Source organism: Enterobacter sp. PP-008-ECC_S150 (assembly GCF_045257065.1).
In the GTDB taxonomy this organism is placed as follows: domain Bacteria; phylum Pseudomonadota; class Gammaproteobacteria; order Enterobacterales; family Enterobacteriaceae; genus Enterobacter; species Enterobacter chengduensis.
On record NZ_JBJHHG010000027.1, the window covers coordinates 43,335 to 57,968 of the forward strand.

The 14,634-nt window shown below is 49.1% G+C and carries 20 protein-coding genes and 1 pseudogene; 14 read left to right on the forward strand and 7 right to left on the reverse strand.

The window, feature by feature from the left end; genetic code table 11:
- Positions 1-65: 65 nt before the first annotated feature.
- Genes ACJBF3_RS22635 through ACJBF3_RS22645 form a run of 3 tightly spaced genes read right to left on the reverse strand, consistent with a single transcriptional unit; the run spans position 66 to position 1,611 of the window.
- Positions 66-632 (reverse strand): phage polarity suppression protein, encoded by a 567-nt coding sequence (locus tag ACJBF3_RS22635; protein WP_063924027.1) that lies wholly within the window; start codon positions 630-632, stop codon positions 66-68.
- A gap of 14 nt (positions 633-646) precedes the next feature.
- Entirely contained in the window at positions 647-877 is a 231-nt protein-coding gene (locus ACJBF3_RS22640) for an ogr/Delta-like zinc finger family protein (RefSeq protein ID WP_074173801.1), read from the reverse strand.
- Positions 874-1,611, reverse strand: coding sequence for a hypothetical protein (locus tag ACJBF3_RS22645; protein ID WP_063924028.1), 738 nt, complete (start codon positions 1,609-1,611; stop codon positions 874-876). Before ACJBF3_RS22645 ends, ACJBF3_RS22640 begins: the two co-directional genes overlap by 4 nt.
- A 549-nt stretch (positions 1,612-2,160) precedes the next feature.
- On the opposite strand from ACJBF3_RS22645, the gene ACJBF3_RS22650 reads away from it, so the two are divergent.
- The 9 genes from ACJBF3_RS22650 (at position 2,161) to ACJBF3_RS22690 (ending at position 8,380) form a co-directional block, all read left to right on the forward strand.
- A complete protein-coding gene (locus ACJBF3_RS22650; protein ID WP_004132554.1) occupies positions 2,161-2,427 on the forward strand; it encodes an AlpA family transcriptional regulator in 267 nt (88 codons plus the stop codon).
- Positions 2,424-2,972: a host cell division inhibitor Icd-like protein gene (locus tag ACJBF3_RS22655; RefSeq protein WP_080473001.1), complete on the forward strand. Its 549-nt coding sequence runs from the start codon at positions 2,424-2,426 to the stop codon at positions 2,970-2,972. Before ACJBF3_RS22650 ends, ACJBF3_RS22655 begins: the two co-directional genes overlap by 4 nt.
- Positions 2,969-3,196 (forward strand): hypothetical protein, encoded by a 228-nt coding sequence (locus tag ACJBF3_RS22660; protein WP_063924029.1) that lies wholly within the window; start codon positions 2,969-2,971, stop codon positions 3,194-3,196. The genes ACJBF3_RS22655 and ACJBF3_RS22660 overlap by 4 nt, the downstream gene beginning before the upstream one ends.
- A complete protein-coding gene (locus tag ACJBF3_RS22665; RefSeq protein WP_063924030.1) occupies positions 3,193-3,513 on the forward strand; it encodes a DUF5375 domain-containing protein in 321 nt (106 codons plus the stop codon). Before ACJBF3_RS22660 ends, ACJBF3_RS22665 begins: the two co-directional genes overlap by 4 nt.
- A 12-nt stretch (positions 3,514-3,525) precedes the next feature.
- Positions 3,526-5,859 carry a phage/plasmid primase, P4 family gene (locus ACJBF3_RS22670; RefSeq protein ID WP_063924031.1) on the forward strand — a complete coding sequence of 778 codons (2,334 nt, stop codon included), beginning with the start codon at positions 3,526-3,528 and terminating at the stop codon, positions 5,857-5,859.
- A 1,111-nt stretch (positions 5,860-6,970) separates the two neighbouring features.
- Positions 6,971-7,129: a hypothetical protein gene (locus ACJBF3_RS22675; RefSeq protein WP_162934431.1), complete on the forward strand. Its 159-nt coding sequence runs from the start codon at positions 6,971-6,973 to the stop codon at positions 7,127-7,129.
- 110 nt (positions 7,130-7,239) lie between these two features.
- Entirely contained in the window at positions 7,240-7,500 is a 261-nt protein-coding gene (locus tag ACJBF3_RS22680) for a hypothetical protein (RefSeq protein ID WP_032748139.1), read from the forward strand.
- 96 nt (positions 7,501-7,596) lie between these two features.
- Entirely contained in the window at positions 7,597-8,070 is a 474-nt protein-coding gene (locus tag ACJBF3_RS22685; protein ID WP_077254484.1) for a DUF1643 domain-containing protein, read from the forward strand.
- Between the two features lie 121 nt (positions 8,071-8,191).
- The gene (locus ACJBF3_RS22690; RefSeq protein ID WP_123893700.1) at positions 8,192-8,380 is read left to right on the forward strand and encodes a hypothetical protein; all 189 of its coding nucleotides are present in this window, start codon (positions 8,192-8,194) and stop codon (positions 8,378-8,380) included.
- Between the two features lie 44 nt (positions 8,381-8,424).
- On the opposite strand, the gene ACJBF3_RS22695 is transcribed toward ACJBF3_RS22690, so the two are convergent.
- The 3 genes from ACJBF3_RS22695 to ACJBF3_RS22705 all read right to left on the reverse strand — a co-directional run bounded on the left by ACJBF3_RS22695 (position 8,425) and on the right by ACJBF3_RS22705 (position 9,650).
- Positions 8,425-8,694 (reverse strand): hypothetical protein, encoded by a 270-nt coding sequence (locus ACJBF3_RS22695; protein WP_032748138.1) that lies wholly within the window; start codon positions 8,692-8,694, stop codon positions 8,425-8,427.
- 75 nt (positions 8,695-8,769) lie between these two features.
- Complete coding sequence (locus ACJBF3_RS22700) at positions 8,770-8,973, reverse strand: hypothetical protein (protein WP_032750067.1); 204 nt, start codon at positions 8,971-8,973, stop codon at positions 8,770-8,772.
- Between the two features lie 5 nt (positions 8,974-8,978).
- Positions 8,979-9,650, reverse strand: a complete 672-nt coding sequence (locus ACJBF3_RS22705; protein ID WP_227658507.1) for a tyrosine-type recombinase/integrase — start codon at positions 9,648-9,650, stop codon at positions 8,979-8,981.
- A gap of 1,967 nt (positions 9,651-11,617) precedes the next feature.
- Between ACJBF3_RS22705 and ACJBF3_RS22710 the strand changes: the two genes are divergently transcribed.
- The 5 genes from ACJBF3_RS22710 to ACJBF3_RS22730 all read left to right on the forward strand — a co-directional run bounded on the left by ACJBF3_RS22710 (position 11,618) and on the right by ACJBF3_RS22730 (position 14,027).
- Positions 11,618-11,785: a hypothetical protein gene (locus ACJBF3_RS22710; protein WP_165602410.1), complete on the forward strand. Its 168-nt coding sequence runs from the start codon at positions 11,618-11,620 to the stop codon at positions 11,783-11,785.
- 102 nt (positions 11,786-11,887) lie between these two features.
- Entirely contained in the window at positions 11,888-12,721 is an 834-nt protein-coding gene (locus tag ACJBF3_RS22715; protein WP_045330366.1) for a winged helix-turn-helix domain-containing protein, read from the forward strand.
- An 8-nt stretch (positions 12,722-12,729) separates the two neighbouring features.
- Positions 12,730-13,011 carry a hypothetical protein gene (locus tag ACJBF3_RS22720; protein ID WP_008321362.1) on the forward strand — a complete coding sequence of 94 codons (282 nt, stop codon included), beginning with the start codon at positions 12,730-12,732 and terminating at the stop codon, positions 13,009-13,011.
- Between the two features lie 484 nt (positions 13,012-13,495).
- Positions 13,496-13,705 (forward strand): hypothetical protein, encoded by a 210-nt coding sequence (locus ACJBF3_RS22725; protein WP_045330365.1) that lies wholly within the window; start codon positions 13,496-13,498, stop codon positions 13,703-13,705.
- Entirely contained in the window at positions 13,695-14,027 is a 333-nt protein-coding gene (locus ACJBF3_RS22730) for a hypothetical protein (RefSeq protein WP_045330364.1), read from the forward strand. Before ACJBF3_RS22725 ends, ACJBF3_RS22730 begins: the two co-directional genes overlap by 11 nt.
- 454 nt (positions 14,028-14,481) lie before the next feature.
- On the opposite strand, the pseudogene ACJBF3_RS22735 reads toward ACJBF3_RS22730, so the two are convergent.
- A pseudogene (locus ACJBF3_RS22735) lies at positions 14,482-14,634 on the reverse strand (EAL domain-containing protein); the annotation flags it as partial.

Consider the following 14,634-nt stretch of genomic DNA (forward strand, 5'->3'; position numbering starts at 1 on the left):
CACCTTAGACATGCATGGCTTTTTTTCGGAAAAATAGCGGTATTTTCGGGGATTTATTTAGTGGACTACTGTGCGGCCAGTTCTGCACGACGGCGGGCAAAAATCATGTTTTTTGCGGGTGAATATTTTACCTGATTATCCACCCGCGAAGCCGCGTCAGGCCTGAAACCGATGGCCGTTAAAATTGCACTGTCCTGTGCACAATATTCTATTTTTTTTCCTCCCGTCAGCCAGACCAGAAGGGCTTCACGCAGATAAATCAGTGACCGGTCAACCGCACGCTCTTTCATCCGGTCTGACTGCCCGCTGATATCCATCAGTTCCGGTGCCAGAATGGAGGCCAGCATATCGCCGTGCGCCTGCATAAACTCATCAAGCCGGTCACTGATGCTGATATGCTGCACGGCTTCATGCGAGCGTATATAGCGCCCGGCCGCGCCGTTAATTTCCCACTGTCTGACTTCAATTGTGTCGCGCAGTACCTGAAGACGACCGGCAGGATGTTCTGTGTCCGCCTGAAGCTGTTCCCGGTATTCCTCTTCGGTCGCAGCCAGCTCTGCTTTGAGATTCAGCCAGGTGGATTTGTTGTTCTGGCAGGCTTCATAAGCCTGCTCCAGCGTTAAGGTTGTCATCGAAATCCCCGTGATTAATGAAAACGTTGTTTTTTAATTTTACCGGACTCACACACGATAAATTCGTCATCGCTCAGGTCGGCCAGTGCCGGTGACTGTATGATTTTGTCCACTGCCGTCATCGCCCGGAAAGAAGCCGAACACACAATATTCGTGCACTGGTAATAACTCTGTTTGACCCTTTCCGACAAATATCGGCTGCTGCGTGTGTGCGCCGGACTTTTGCAGAACGGGCAGTGCATCATGGCAGAAGGCCACGCGCTTTAAGGTCGGTCTCACGTTCACGCAGCTCGTTATAGAATCGGGTGCGGCGTGCAGGCGTTGAGGCTGTCTTATAATCCATGTGCGGGAGTGTTTCGGCCGACAGCCCGGCGCGATAAAGTACGGGTTCATCACTGAGGCGAATGTGATGTTTCGTGGCCGCATCCATAAGCCAGGACACGACCTCCTGCATGATTTCCTTCTCCGGCTCCACATACCCCAGTGCGGCTTCCGCTTCCCTTTCAGGCTCGCCACTGCGTGACAGCATTTTCAGCTTCATCGCCCGGATGAGCGGCCCACAGGCTTCCCTGAGTGCCTTATCAAGCTCACCGGAAGCATATTTTCTCAGGAGGTCGTAATGCTCCTGGCGGTAGTCCCGTGCCGAAACGCTACAGGCTGCTTCCAGTTTATCGCGTTCAAAATTCAGTACTTCTGCCATCGCGTCACATTCCTGTGCCAGCTCACGGGAAGCAACGCGCATCAGGTGACGGTTTCTGAGTTCATCCGTCAGCACTGCACCGGCGGCGCGAAAGGCACTGCGCCATTCGCCAGTATCAATGCCGTTCTCCTGCTCCAGCCCTGCTTTTTGCTCCGCAGTGCGGGCGATGGCCGTGGTGACCTCATCCAGATTGCGGGCATTTTCAGTGTGGACGGCTTTTGCCTTATCAAGACGGTTAAACGCAGGTTTCAGGTATTCAGGCAGGGTTGAGTCAGTCATGGTTGTTCTCCTCGGGATATCAAGATGAAGAGATTCTGCCGTGCACCACACAACATCGCGACCGGTTGCAGTTGTGGCAGCGCTGGCACAAGCAGCACTCAAAAACCCGGCTTGCCAGAGAAAGGTCTCAGGAAAACCACCTCTCTGTTTGTTTTTTTACTGTTTACTGTTCACCACTGTTCACCATAAGAAAAAAGATAAGTAATACAGTGAATTAAAGGGTGAACAGTTGAGAGTGTGACTGTTCACCGTCTGTTCACCACTGTTCACCTTTTTCAGATAACATATTCTCACTCTTAATCTTTTTTTTGATTAGAAAAAGGAAATGAACCACTTTTGCTTCTATGAAATTGTGCGAGGATGTGCCAGAACATGTTCAGGATGTGCGAGAACATTGCCAGTGTTAGCCACTGTATAAAAATCAGCCTGTTGTGTGGTGAGGTGCTACAAAAAGACTTGTTGCCCTGAGAGAAAATATTCACAAAATAGAGAGCTACCCGAGGCCGGACGGACACGACCGGCACTGTATGGACTTTATGAGGTAGCCCGATGCACACCGCTTTTTCTTCCCCGTCTTCTGCCCCTGCCGCACCGCTGATGCCGGTCTCTGACGCCGTTCAGGAACGCTTTATCCGTCTGCCGGAAGTGATGCACCTGTGCGGCCTGTCCCGGTCGACCATTTACGACCTCATCAGTCGGGAGGCATTCCCGAAACAAATCTCACTGGGCGGCAAAAACGTGGCGTGGGCGCAGTCAGAAATTACCGGATGGATGGCGGATCGCATTGCCGAACGTAACCGGGGTTACGACGCATGATGATGACCGTTCAGCAAACAATCCCTTTTTCTGGCTTGCTTCTGTTGTGTGTTTCCTGGTACAGTTTTCCTGCTGTCGCAAAATCGACAGCCGGGCGTGAGAACCCGAGTTTAACTATGGCGACACCGGACGCGCCATGCGTCTTTTTTTGTGTCTATGCTTTTGTGCACCCATTTATCGGGCAACGGTTCTTTGTCTGTTGCGCCGTCAAAATAATGGTGGCTCAGGCGGGGCAGCTTTCGGGCTGGCCGGTTTCCATAGTTGCCGGTTTCTCACCCCCGTCTGGGCTACCACCATTGCGTGAGAACTTCGGTGGTAGCTGTTATCAGCTAACTATGGAGGTTGCCGCTATGGCTACGATCCTCACCCCGTCACACCCGCAGTTTGTCTTTGTGTTTGCCGCCGTTCGTCGTGCAGACCGCAAGCCCCGTATCTGTATGCTCCGCACCGTTGCCGGTGACGAGCACGCTGCACGCCTTTCTCTTGTGCGTGATTACGTCCTCTCGTTTGCTGGCCGTCTGCCGGTTGCGGAGGGACGTGCATGAAACACACCACCATCACCATTCAGGAACTCGAATGCCTGGAACATCTTCGCAATGTCGGCCACTTCGTTAATACCCTGATGCAGGAGCAGGACTGCACCACCCTTCGCCGCGACCCGGCACAACAGTCGCAGCTCACCTCCGTGATTTACCTGATGACCGCCCAGCTCGACGGCGTGGTCGAACGCTGTAATCAGCGCTGGCTGACCGGGGAGGCTAACGCATGAAAAAGCCATTATCGCCTGTATTACGCGCCGCCCTGTATCGCCGCGCTGTGGCCTGTGCCTGGCTGTCGGTGTGCGAACGTCAGCACCGCCACCCGCACCTCACCCTCGACGCGCTGGAAAGCGCGATTGCCGCCGAGCTGGAAGGGTTTTATCTGCGCCAGCATGGCGAGGAAAAAGGTCGTCTGATTGCCTGTGCGCTGCTGGAAGATTTAATGGAAGCCGGGCCACTTAAAGCCGCGCCGTCTCTGTCCTTTCTGGGGCTCGCCGTAATGGATGAGCTTTGCACCCGCCATATCCAGTCGCCTGTACTGCACTGAGGGAAAATAACGATGAAAATGAACGTAACGGACACCGTAAAACAGGCGTGCGGTCACTGGCCGCGCATTCTCCCGGCGCTGGGTGTGACAGTGATGAAAAACCGGCATCAGGCCTGCCCGGTGTGCGGCGGCTCTGACCGCTTTCGCTTTGATGATAAAGAGGGGCGCGGGACGTGGTTCTGCAACCAGTGCGGCGCGGGTGACGGACTGAAACTGGTCGAAAAGGTGTTCGGCGTGTCGGCCTCCGAGGCCGCCGGTAAGGTGAGCGCCCTGACCGGCAGCCTGCCGCCGGTTGCTGAGGACATTATTGCCGCCGCTGAGGCTGAAACTGATGCCGACCGCAAGGCGGCCGCCACGCTTGCTGCAAAGCTTCTGGAGAAAACCCGCACGGCCACCGGCAACGCCTACCTGACCCGCAAGGGCTTCCCCGGTCATGAGTGTGTCATGCTGACCGGTACACACAAAACCGGCGGCGTGACGTTCCACGCCGGTGATGTGGTGGTGCCGTTGTATGACGACACCGGCGTGCTGGTTAACGTGCAGCTTATCAATTCTGAGGGTCTCAAACGCACCCTGAAAGGCGGAGCGGTAAAAGGGACATGCCACACCCTCGAAGGGAAAAAAGAGGCAGGGAAACGGCTGTGGATAGCGGAGGGCTATGCGACCGGACTCACCGTGCATCACCTGACCGGCGAAACCGTCATGGTCGCGCTCTCGTCCGTGAACCTCCTTTCTCTGGCGAGCCTTGCCCGTCAGACACACCCGGCCTGTCAGATTGTCCTCGCCGCCGACCGTGACCTCAGCGGGAACGGCCAGACTAAAGCCGCAGCGGCGGCACAGGCCTGTGAGGGCACGGTTGCCCTCCCGCCGGTATTCGGTGACTGGAATGATGCGTTTATGCAGCAGGGCGAGGACGCCACGCGCAAGGCGATTTATGCCACCATCAGGCCAGCGGCGCAAAGCCCTTTCGACACCATGAGCGAGGCGGAATTTACCGCCATGAGCACCAGTGAAAAGGCGATGCGGGTGCATGAGCATTACGGCGAAGCGCTGGCCGTGGACGCCAACGGCCAGCTCCTGTCCCGTTATGAAGCCGGGACATGGAAAATCATTCCGCCGTCGGATTTTGCACGCGATGTGGCCGGGCTGTTCCAGCGCCTGCGTGCCCCGTTCTCGTCAGGAAGAATTGCCTCGGTGGTCGACACCCTGAAACTGATTATACCCCAGCAGGCCGCCCCGGCGCGCCGTCTGATTGGTTTTCGCAACGGCGTGCTCGATACCCAAAGCGGGAAATTCAGCCCACACCAAAAATCACACTGGCTGCGCACGCTGTGTGACGTGGACTTTACGCCACCGGTGGAGGGGGAAATGCTGGAAACCCACGCGCCGAATTTCTGGCGCTGGCTCGACCGTGCGGCCAGCGGGAACGCTGAAAAGCGGGACGTTATTCTGGCCGCGCTGTTTATGGTGCTGGCGAACCGCTACGACTGGCAGCTCTTTCTCGAAGTCACCGGTCCGGGTGGCAGCGGTAAAAGTATACTGGCTGAAATTGCGACCCTGCTCGCCGGGGAGGATAACGCCACGTCAGCGACCATCGAGACGCTGGAATCACCCCGCGAACGCGCGGCGCTGATTGGCTTCTCGCTGATACGCCTGCCTGACCAGGAGAAATGGAGCGGGGACGGTGCAGGACTTAAGGCCATCACCGGCGGCGATGCCGTGTCGGTCGACCCGAAATACCGCGATGCGTATTCGGCCTATATCCCGGCGGTGATTCTGGCCGTGAATAATAACCCGATGCGTTTCACCGACCGCAGCGGTGGTGTCTCCCGTCGACGGGTGATTATTCACTTCCCGGAACAAATCGCCCCGGAGGAGCGTGACCCGCAGCTTAAGGACAAAATCGCACAGGAGCTGGCCGTCATCGTGCGCCAGCTTATGCAGCAGTTCAGCGACCCGATGAGCGCCCGCGCACTGCTCCAGTCACAGCAGAACTCCGATGAAGCACTCAGCATCAAGCGCGATGCTGACCCGACATTTGATTTTTGCGGCTATCTGGAGGCGCTGCCGCAGACAAACGGGATGTTTATGGGGAACGCCAATATTATCCCGCGACAACCCCGTAACTATCTCTATCACGCTTATCTGGTTTATATGGAGGCGAACGGCTACAAGCACGTGCTGAGCCTGAAAATGTTCGGGCTGGGGCTGCCGATGATGCTGAAAGAGTACGGGCTGAACTACGAGAAGCGGCACACCAAGCAGGGCACGCAAACCAACCTGACGCTCAGGGAAGACAGCAACGGCGACTGGCTGCCGAAATGCGACGAAACCGCAGCACCATAACCTACCTCAGACCGGCAGCCGCCGGTCTTTTTATACCTGATTATCCTGCCGGGTGAACAATCGACTGTTCACCCTTCACCGACTGGTCACCACTTAACACCATGAAATTACTGTATAAAAATGAAAGGTGAACAGAGTGAACAGTAAAACCTAAAAAAACTTTTTTACCCCCCCCTCATTGTCTGACCAGGCGAAACCTGCGTGCGCAAAAATCACAAAGGTGAAGAGTCGACTGTTCACTCTTCACCAACTCATCACCACTTAATATTATGATTTTAAATGGAAAATTATCGAGGTGAAGAGTGTGAACAGTTAAATGCAAAAAAGATTTTACTGACAGTGTTTCAGTATAAAAAACGAACGCCTCCGCCAGTGTGTATAGTGATGTGTATAGGTTTATTCTTCGATATTAAATTTTCTTTTAAAATCAGCATGATGGTTCTTTTTGTTGGTTCCTATTATCGGCACCATTTCAACAAAATCAAAGGCTTACGTGATTTTCCCCGTCACTTTTGATTTTGCCTTAACACGTCTAAACGCCTGTGTGATGTATGGGCGGTTATCAGTATACATTGCATGGGCAGGTGTGCGAAGCGTCCAACCTGTAGAAGCATGTGAATCTTGCATGACCAGCATCACTTGCTTTGTAAAACTGAATCGTGCTAATAGGGCAGCCAGGCCCACACAACATGATAACGAAGCTGTAACGTGATCCCCTTCGTGCGGGGGCTACTTGATCATTCTTGCTGTGAAGCAACACGAAGATCAGGCAGTTCATAACAGATCCATTCGTAAGCCTCTGGGCTTTGTGTGGCGCTGGGATGGATGGATAAACAGGCGTAAATGATGGGACACTAACCGGATCGGGAAAGAATCCGGCTCTGCCACGGTAGCGATCACCGGAACACAACGATCACCTGATAAATCACGTTATTGATACATTGCCGGAACTTCTAATGAAGTCGCTACGCTCCCTTTCTCTTATGTGCCCATCACGGCACGTAAAGGTGATGTATTACCCAAAGGTTTTGTATTTGTCATTGTTCCTCAATTTTGGATAGCCTCCAGTGTACTGATCCGTATAGGAAAATTAGCAAATCGAGGTGAGAACATGGCAAATGCTACCAAAAGCGCCGCGACAAAGCGCAACAACCGTAAAATTCATGCCCGTAAATTCCTGGCTACGCCAGAGGGTAAAGCCTGGCTTGCTAAGAAGCAGGAAGAAGAGGCAGAGATTAAATTAGCGCGAGCGGCTAACGCTATGTTTTAAGGCGATCACCAATGGGCTTATTGGCTGCTATTGTCCAAAATCTGTTAGTTGCACATTTTCTGCTCTCTGGATAACCTGAGATTAATCCTAACCATCAGAGAGAAGAGACTATGCAGATCACTGTCACATCCCAGAACGTAGACACGCATAAGAAAAACATCAGACGTGATGACCTGAAAGGGTTAACTTGTTTCATGCAAATGGCACATAGTGTGCGTGTGACCGCATCGCAAGATCACCAAGCTATCGTTCAGAGTGTTTTGGGGAAACCTGATAGCGATAACCATCATCAGTTACCATCTTATTGGGTCTGGAATGATGTGGATGCCGTGAAGCTGGTTGATGTGCTGTACGCAGTCGCTAACGCATGAAGCCGTCGGAAGTTTCTTGTATTAACGGAGGCCTGGCGCTTAGCAACTTGATAAACCTGTTATGGATAATAGAGCCACTCAAACAAAGGTATTCAAATGGAAATGTTAAAATACGCAGTGTTCTCAGATTGCAAACAGTATCGCTATTCGATAGCCAGAACTTGGGATGAAACAAAGCCCTATGCGGTCTTTATAGGTCTGAACCCTTCTTATGCTGACGCTGAACAAGATGATCCCACGCTTGGGCGCTGTATCTCGTTTGCTCAAAGGTGGGGGATGGGCGGTGTACGCATCGTTAACCTCTTTGCATTCGTACATACAAACCGCTTTGAGATGATGAAAGCTGCTGATCCGGTTGGTGCTGATAATGATCTCTACATAGTTGAAACGGTAGTTAATGCTGGCGTAGTGGTTGCTGCATGGGGCAATGAGGGACGGCATTTGCAACGTTCTGCTGCAATACGTGCTTTACTGCCCGCTGATACAAAATGCTTTAAAATCAATGCAACAGGTGAGCCTAAACACCCCCTCTATGTACATGGTGACACAGCGCTAATTCCCTTTATTTAATTGGTAAGGTATCCGGTGAGTTTACCTATTCCGTATTGTGAAACAACGTCATTAACCCCATAATCCCTTTTAACCTTGGGTGATCTCAGGTGTTGAAACCTACTGCAATGGGAGATTAGAAATGGGTATGATTACGTGTGAAGAGTGCGGGGCTGAGTACAACGAAGAAGATGGTTACTGCGTAGCTTGTGATGAGTCTACACCACCACCAGGTGAACAGTGTGAATTTTGCGATAACCCTGCAACTTCTTATGTACAAGATCATCCGGTGTGTGATGATTGTTTTGATGATGCCTATCCTATTGATTGATAATTACTCTAACAATAAAAAAGGGGGCATCATGCCCCCTCGTATCATTCCTGTAAAGCCCGTAGCCACATCATAAGCAAATGAAGCTGGCTTCCTGTCATTGCTGGTACTTTAACCGCTTGACCTCGTTCTGCGTTGCACAGCGCGAGCGCTAACGCCATAATGCTGCTGTTCTGCATTTCCTTCTCTCCGTTGGGAATGTTGAATACGGCGGGGGCTGGCTTCTTGGTGGTTGGCGGCCCCTGCCACTTGCTGATCAACTGCTCTTCTAAGGTTTGTTGGTAACAGGTGACGCTGTATTGTCGTCCCTGCAAACTTCACTACCTGCGTATAAACGCACACCGTAGCACCACACCAGATAAAGCTGGTGATTAGCTCTTCTTCCTTTTTCACTCTTCCGAATCCTCTGTATTGAAGGTTTTCGTATAGGGACATTTCCCCTCAGTTACGTAGGTGAACAGGTAATTGCTGTTCTGATACGTGCATAGCGTTTTTCCGTTCTCCGTCTGTTCCTCCTCTGGGTGAGTCATCGTAATTTGTCCTGCATGAGCCGCCAGCGGCAGCAGTACCAGCACGTAAAGTAAGCGTTTCATGTTGATCACTCCCAAATGTTTGCAAGGGCAGCGCCCACGCTTTTAACGTCAATCTTCAAATAGTTCATGGTCACTTTAGGATCTGAATGGTTCAGCGCTTTCATTGCTAAGGCAAGGTTGCCATTGGATTGCTCAAAAATTTGTGTAGATGCAAATTTTCTAAAGCTGTGACAGCCTACCGTTCCTTTAATCCCGACACTCTCCGCAGCCTGTTTGATCTCACGGTTCACCTGTTCACGGCTGACAGGCGATTTTCCTGATGCACGGTTGCTGTGTGACGTGAAAACGTATTCGTCTTTCGGGAAGGCCTGGCGGCGACGTTCTACAATCTCCCACACCTTGGCAGGGACGATGATTTCTTTCTTCTTGCCCGTCTTACTCTCCAGCACTTCCAGCGTATTTCCCTCCTTGAACTGGCTGAACTTCAAATTCACCGTATCCCCGACACGTAAGCATAAAGAGGCCATTGTTACCGCTACGTCTGCGAATAGCTGTTTGTTATGACTCTCAAGCCAGCTTATCAGCTTAAACGCCTCTGCTTGGGTGATTATCTTCGTGGTCGCCATCAACTTATCTCCATCAATCTTGAAACTGTGAAATAAGATTATGATCATTTTCAGTGAGTTACAACTATTCAATCTCACATTTTTATTGAAGGTGGTGGAAGGTTGCGCCATTTCCAGCACTACTGAACGCGAAGAAGCACGGCCTCCTGTTCAAAACTCGCACAAATACGAAATATCCTTAACAAAATCATAATGTTGGCAAGTCTAAACAGATGTTTGAACGTTGCCAAATACTGGCGAGGCTATGCACGGTTTATGCAGATTCATTGCATACCATAGAGAGGAAGGGTGAAGGTAAAGCGATGTGTGTTAATTAAATCAATAGGTTGGGTGTTCTATCTCACATTACTACACAACCTTGAGGTAGAGGCATTGCACTGTAAATGAGAAGCTTTCTCATTTGTGGCGATGTGATTTGAGTTGTTGAGAATGATTATCAAATGAATGGATTCTGAGCATGGAAAAAGAAACATCGTTTCAATTTAGAAAACTCGTTCAACACATTGCACCTATCATGAAGTGCTCATTGTGGACAATGATCGCTGTGAGCCGCACGGCGTAAGGTTTTATGTAACATGAGTTATAGTTTCATTTGTTACTATCTTGATGGCTATGGCAACTTTCCCCCGTATTAATGGCTTTCTTTACCTGCGAATTACCAGCGGATTACGCTCCAGTTTGATAGGGATAACCTTTGGTTAATCTAAGATTAATCTTAGGTGTTGTTGTATGTGCGATTCGTAGTGAGCAGGGCGACGGTCTGCCGTTGGGGGAAGGGCTGAAAGTAACGTTTTGGTACTCTCGTAATACACGGGGAAAAACCCGTCTATCGAAATTAGCAGGATGAAGGATACACGGGAAAAACCCGACTGTTCAGAATGGATACACGGGAAAAACCCAAGTATTCGGCTCTGATACCAGGGAAAAACCCGCCCAATAGAAAGAGATTTTAGAAATCGATTCTAAAGAAAGAGATTTCTAAAAGATCTGTGTTTTGCGCTTGTCGCAAAGATCATTTGCTGGCGTGTATCGCCTGGCAAGTGACCTGTTTCGCCTTTGGGTGGCTCCTCGGTCAGCCGCTCACGACGCAGCAAAGCGTTACTCTGTATCTTCTGAACTCGTGCAAACTTCGTTTCTGACGAGAGTCAGGCACGAACGATTATTTGCCATCGGCAAGAGATCGCTTTCGCCGTGGGCGAATACCATTGCGCTGTGCGCGGAATTACCATCTGACCAACCAACTACCGTTGATTGTCCATCTGATAAGCTGACTAACTTCAACCATCCATTCATGAACTAACGTTCACCCATGCAAGGTTTCAGTAAGTCAGTGGCTAAGGCTTCACTGTTCGCTGATGGCTCCAGTTCATCCAGCCTCAATCCAATACCAACACCTACTATCCTGATAACTACCGTTATCCCTCTGTAGTTGTGCTATTGGTTTCGGGAGTAAGTGCCAGAGGTGCGCCATACGTCACCAGAACGCACAGGAAGCCCGTAGAGCGATTTTAATAGGGTGGTTGGTGATTGGTAGCCTGAATGCGTTAGAACGCCGCAGAGAGCGTTACAGACTGTTTTGTGTGTTTATTATGGCTGTCGTCTCTGGTGGCAAGTTCTATCATAAATTTCGATTGACAGCAACTCCAGGTTTTTGGTAAAAAGCATGTAATGCGCTTGACTTTTTCGAAGTTATTGAAAAATAGCTTGACAGCAAGTGTGCTTTTAGTGTATTATTAAAAGTATGGTGATAATCATTATCATCTACCTCATCTAACAACATTCCATACGCATGAATTGCAGCCTCCACCAGGTTTTTTGGTGCGGGGGCTTTTTTGCGTCTGGAGAAAACCAAACAGGAGCAAACAACATGCGTTACTTCAATGTTGACCAAATCTACGCGGATTTGATCACAGGCCGAACAACACGAACACTTGTTTACAGTTCACTTGTCCGAGCACGTAAGCGAGAACAGCCAGATAGAGTGGAGATGTTCGAAGAAGCGATCCGACGCTTTGATGAATGGCGAGCAACGCCAAACTTCACCCCAGTGACCAGCTAACCCAGAAGGAGAAACCAGAATGATCGAGAAGAAAACCAAACTACCGCCGTCCACATCGTTAATGATCCCGGATGAGACATTTCAGATTTTATTCAAAGAAGCGAAGCGCCGAAAAATGAGCGTAAGCGCACTCCTTCTTGAAGAATGCCAAAGTCTGGCGGTCAAATACTCGAAAGCTGGCGCGTAATAGCAGCGTTCCAGCGTTAACACCCACCCCACGAATGAGAAGCGGAGAAAACTAAATGAAGAGCATTCGTAATTTACTGAGCATACATAGGAGCAAACAACGATGGCAAAGAACAACTTTATCGACGGGGAAGTATACAAATACGCCTCAATCGAAGAAGCATTATTATCAGCAACTCGAATTACAAATCTCAAAACAGGCGAGTCAGTAAAGCTAATCGGTAACGATAAATTATCATACATGATCCTCCGAAAGAGATTTCATTTATTCACCGACCAATCAACAGACAATAAGTATTATACAACTGGTAAGCACTACGACACCATTGAAAGTATCGCTGAGGCAATCGGTGTTTCTGACGTTGGTACAGTGAGCAGTGCAATTGGCAGAATGGAAGCCGCCGGACTGCTAACCAAAAAGAGATTTGGAAAAACTTACGAATGGACAGTTGTCGATCTCACTCCAGAATTATTTCTTCTCGAACGTAACACCGGGACGGCAAAAAAGCCTGTCTGGGTGGATTGTCTGAAACATCCCGTGTTTGGTAACGCCAAAGAATCCGCGCCAGCCGTTCAGCCGGAGGAGCAAAGCGACGATCCGATGTGTGACCTTGACGAAGCACCGGAAGAGGAAGCGCCAGCGCCGGAAAAAGTGAAGCCAGCACCCAAGCCAAAGCCCACGAAGAAACCAGCGGCAAGGAAAGCACCCTCCAAACAGCAAACCGTCTCCCCGTTCGAGTTTAAAACGCCACGAGATGAAAACCGGGATTGGTGGTATTTGGAACGCTACAACGATGCAGATCAGTTTACTGGATTTAATGACTTTGATTTGCCTTATCTGGCAATGTTTGAGAGTCAGGGGAAGTTAATAAATCAACATTCAATCCAGTATCTTAAAACCAAACGCGGAGCATACGAACGATCACAACAAACTTAGGAGTAACATTGAATAAACTATACCTATTGAACGAAGCCACACATCATCAAATAGAATGTAACACTGTCTGCCAACGTCTTTATTATCACCTTGCATCTCTTAAACGTGAAAGCGGAGCAATAAAAGCCACCGTGAAACACATTGCTGATGGTGTGGGTATAAGCGAAAGCGGGGCGCGTTATTGGATGTTATTAATGCACGATGCAGCCGTTATTACAATGGAACGCCACGGCAAGTATTACGACATTACCGTAAACGAAGCGGTGAGCTTCATTACTACAACCAACTAAGAAACAATACGGGAAACTTTTATGATCATCGCTATGTATTGGTTATTTGCATTTTACGCAGTATGGACATTAACGAGAAAAAACGGAAGTTTCCCTCTACGAGGAATTAATGGGACGAAAAGAAAGAAATACGCTCTCCCGCCTTGAGCGAGAGAATAAAAGCAGAATCAAAAAAACACCCGTCTTTATGTAAAATCTCTGGAAGAAATTCCAGGGGAATTAATTGAAACAATGACAGAAGTACATTCAACACCGCCCTCTGTGGAAGAGTGGGCCGCGTTAAATGATCTTCTCGAAAGTTCGAGCGGATTGTATTACAAACCACGTAGACGCAAAGTTTATAGTTGGGATGATTCAAATTTGAAGAAATGGCAATGCCTGGGCTTCTCATCCCTTGAGCATTACATCACTTATAACCAGATAAATAACACCGTAGCCGGATTGAGAGAACTTGACGGCTTATTTTTAACGGAGAATGACAACTATGATTGAAGAAATCACACAACACCCACATTTTAAAGAACGTGTTGAATACGTAGAATACCTATTCGGACAAGCCCTCTCTCTCGAAAAAGAAAATAAAATAGAAGAGATCTCACTTATCGTTGATGTACTGACTACAGAGGCCGCGCCATTCCTGGCAGGGATTCAGGCTATCAAAGCTATTAAGGAGCGTATGCAAGATGCAGAATAATCACCCAGAATGGCTAACAGACGTCCTGCACCAATTCCACTATGAACATCACGCCCCACTCCTGGAAGCTGTAAACACCATGCAGAGAGACAGAACACCGCAAAGCCTGATGCAGGTGGTGGCGCTTATGATGACGGCTTGTAGCGAGTTAGGGAGCATCTCTACAGCTTGTATGCAGGTTGAAGGGCTACAGGATGATCCGGCATTGCTGGAAGAGCTTAACGAACTTGTAGCAAGCATTCAGGATGTTAAAGAGCAAGTGGATGAAATTATTGAAGAATTCAAATCCTCTGGTATTACAGAGGAATGCGCTATAACATAAGTGTTACGAAATAGCTTGACAATTTGTGCTTTTTATGTCATAATAAGTTATAGGGTAAGTATTCGAATCACTTCTCCCATAGATGGCTATTCCTCCCCTTGTAGGGATAGTCCTCTTCTCTAAAATCATTCCTCTTGATTTTTGGTTGTGTTCTTTATTGCTACGTTTCGTTTGTTTCTAGCAAGGATTCTCCACTGCTTTATTTATTGCCTCTTCTCAATAAATAGGGGGTATCCGGTGGAGAACACCTTCCCTTTGAAAGCAATAATTCACAACGAGTGATTTTATAGAAGAGCAATTCCGCTCTTTACAGCTATTACTTTGTTTATAACAACGTGTAGTTGTCAGACGACATTATTTAAATGAATGGGAAACTGTTTCATGTCTACATGATCAAGTGTTTGAATAATGGTTTGCCTGTAGCTTACAGTAATGTAAGCACCCCTCTTATTAATTATTGAGCTTCCCGAAAGGTTGAATAGCTAAGGAAGGTGCGAATAAGCAGGTCATTTCTTCCCAAGCTGACTCGCTGATTAAAATTTCGCGGATCTGGGCCGATTTTTTTCCCGCAAACACATCGAATCAGCCTATTTAGGCTATTTTTTCC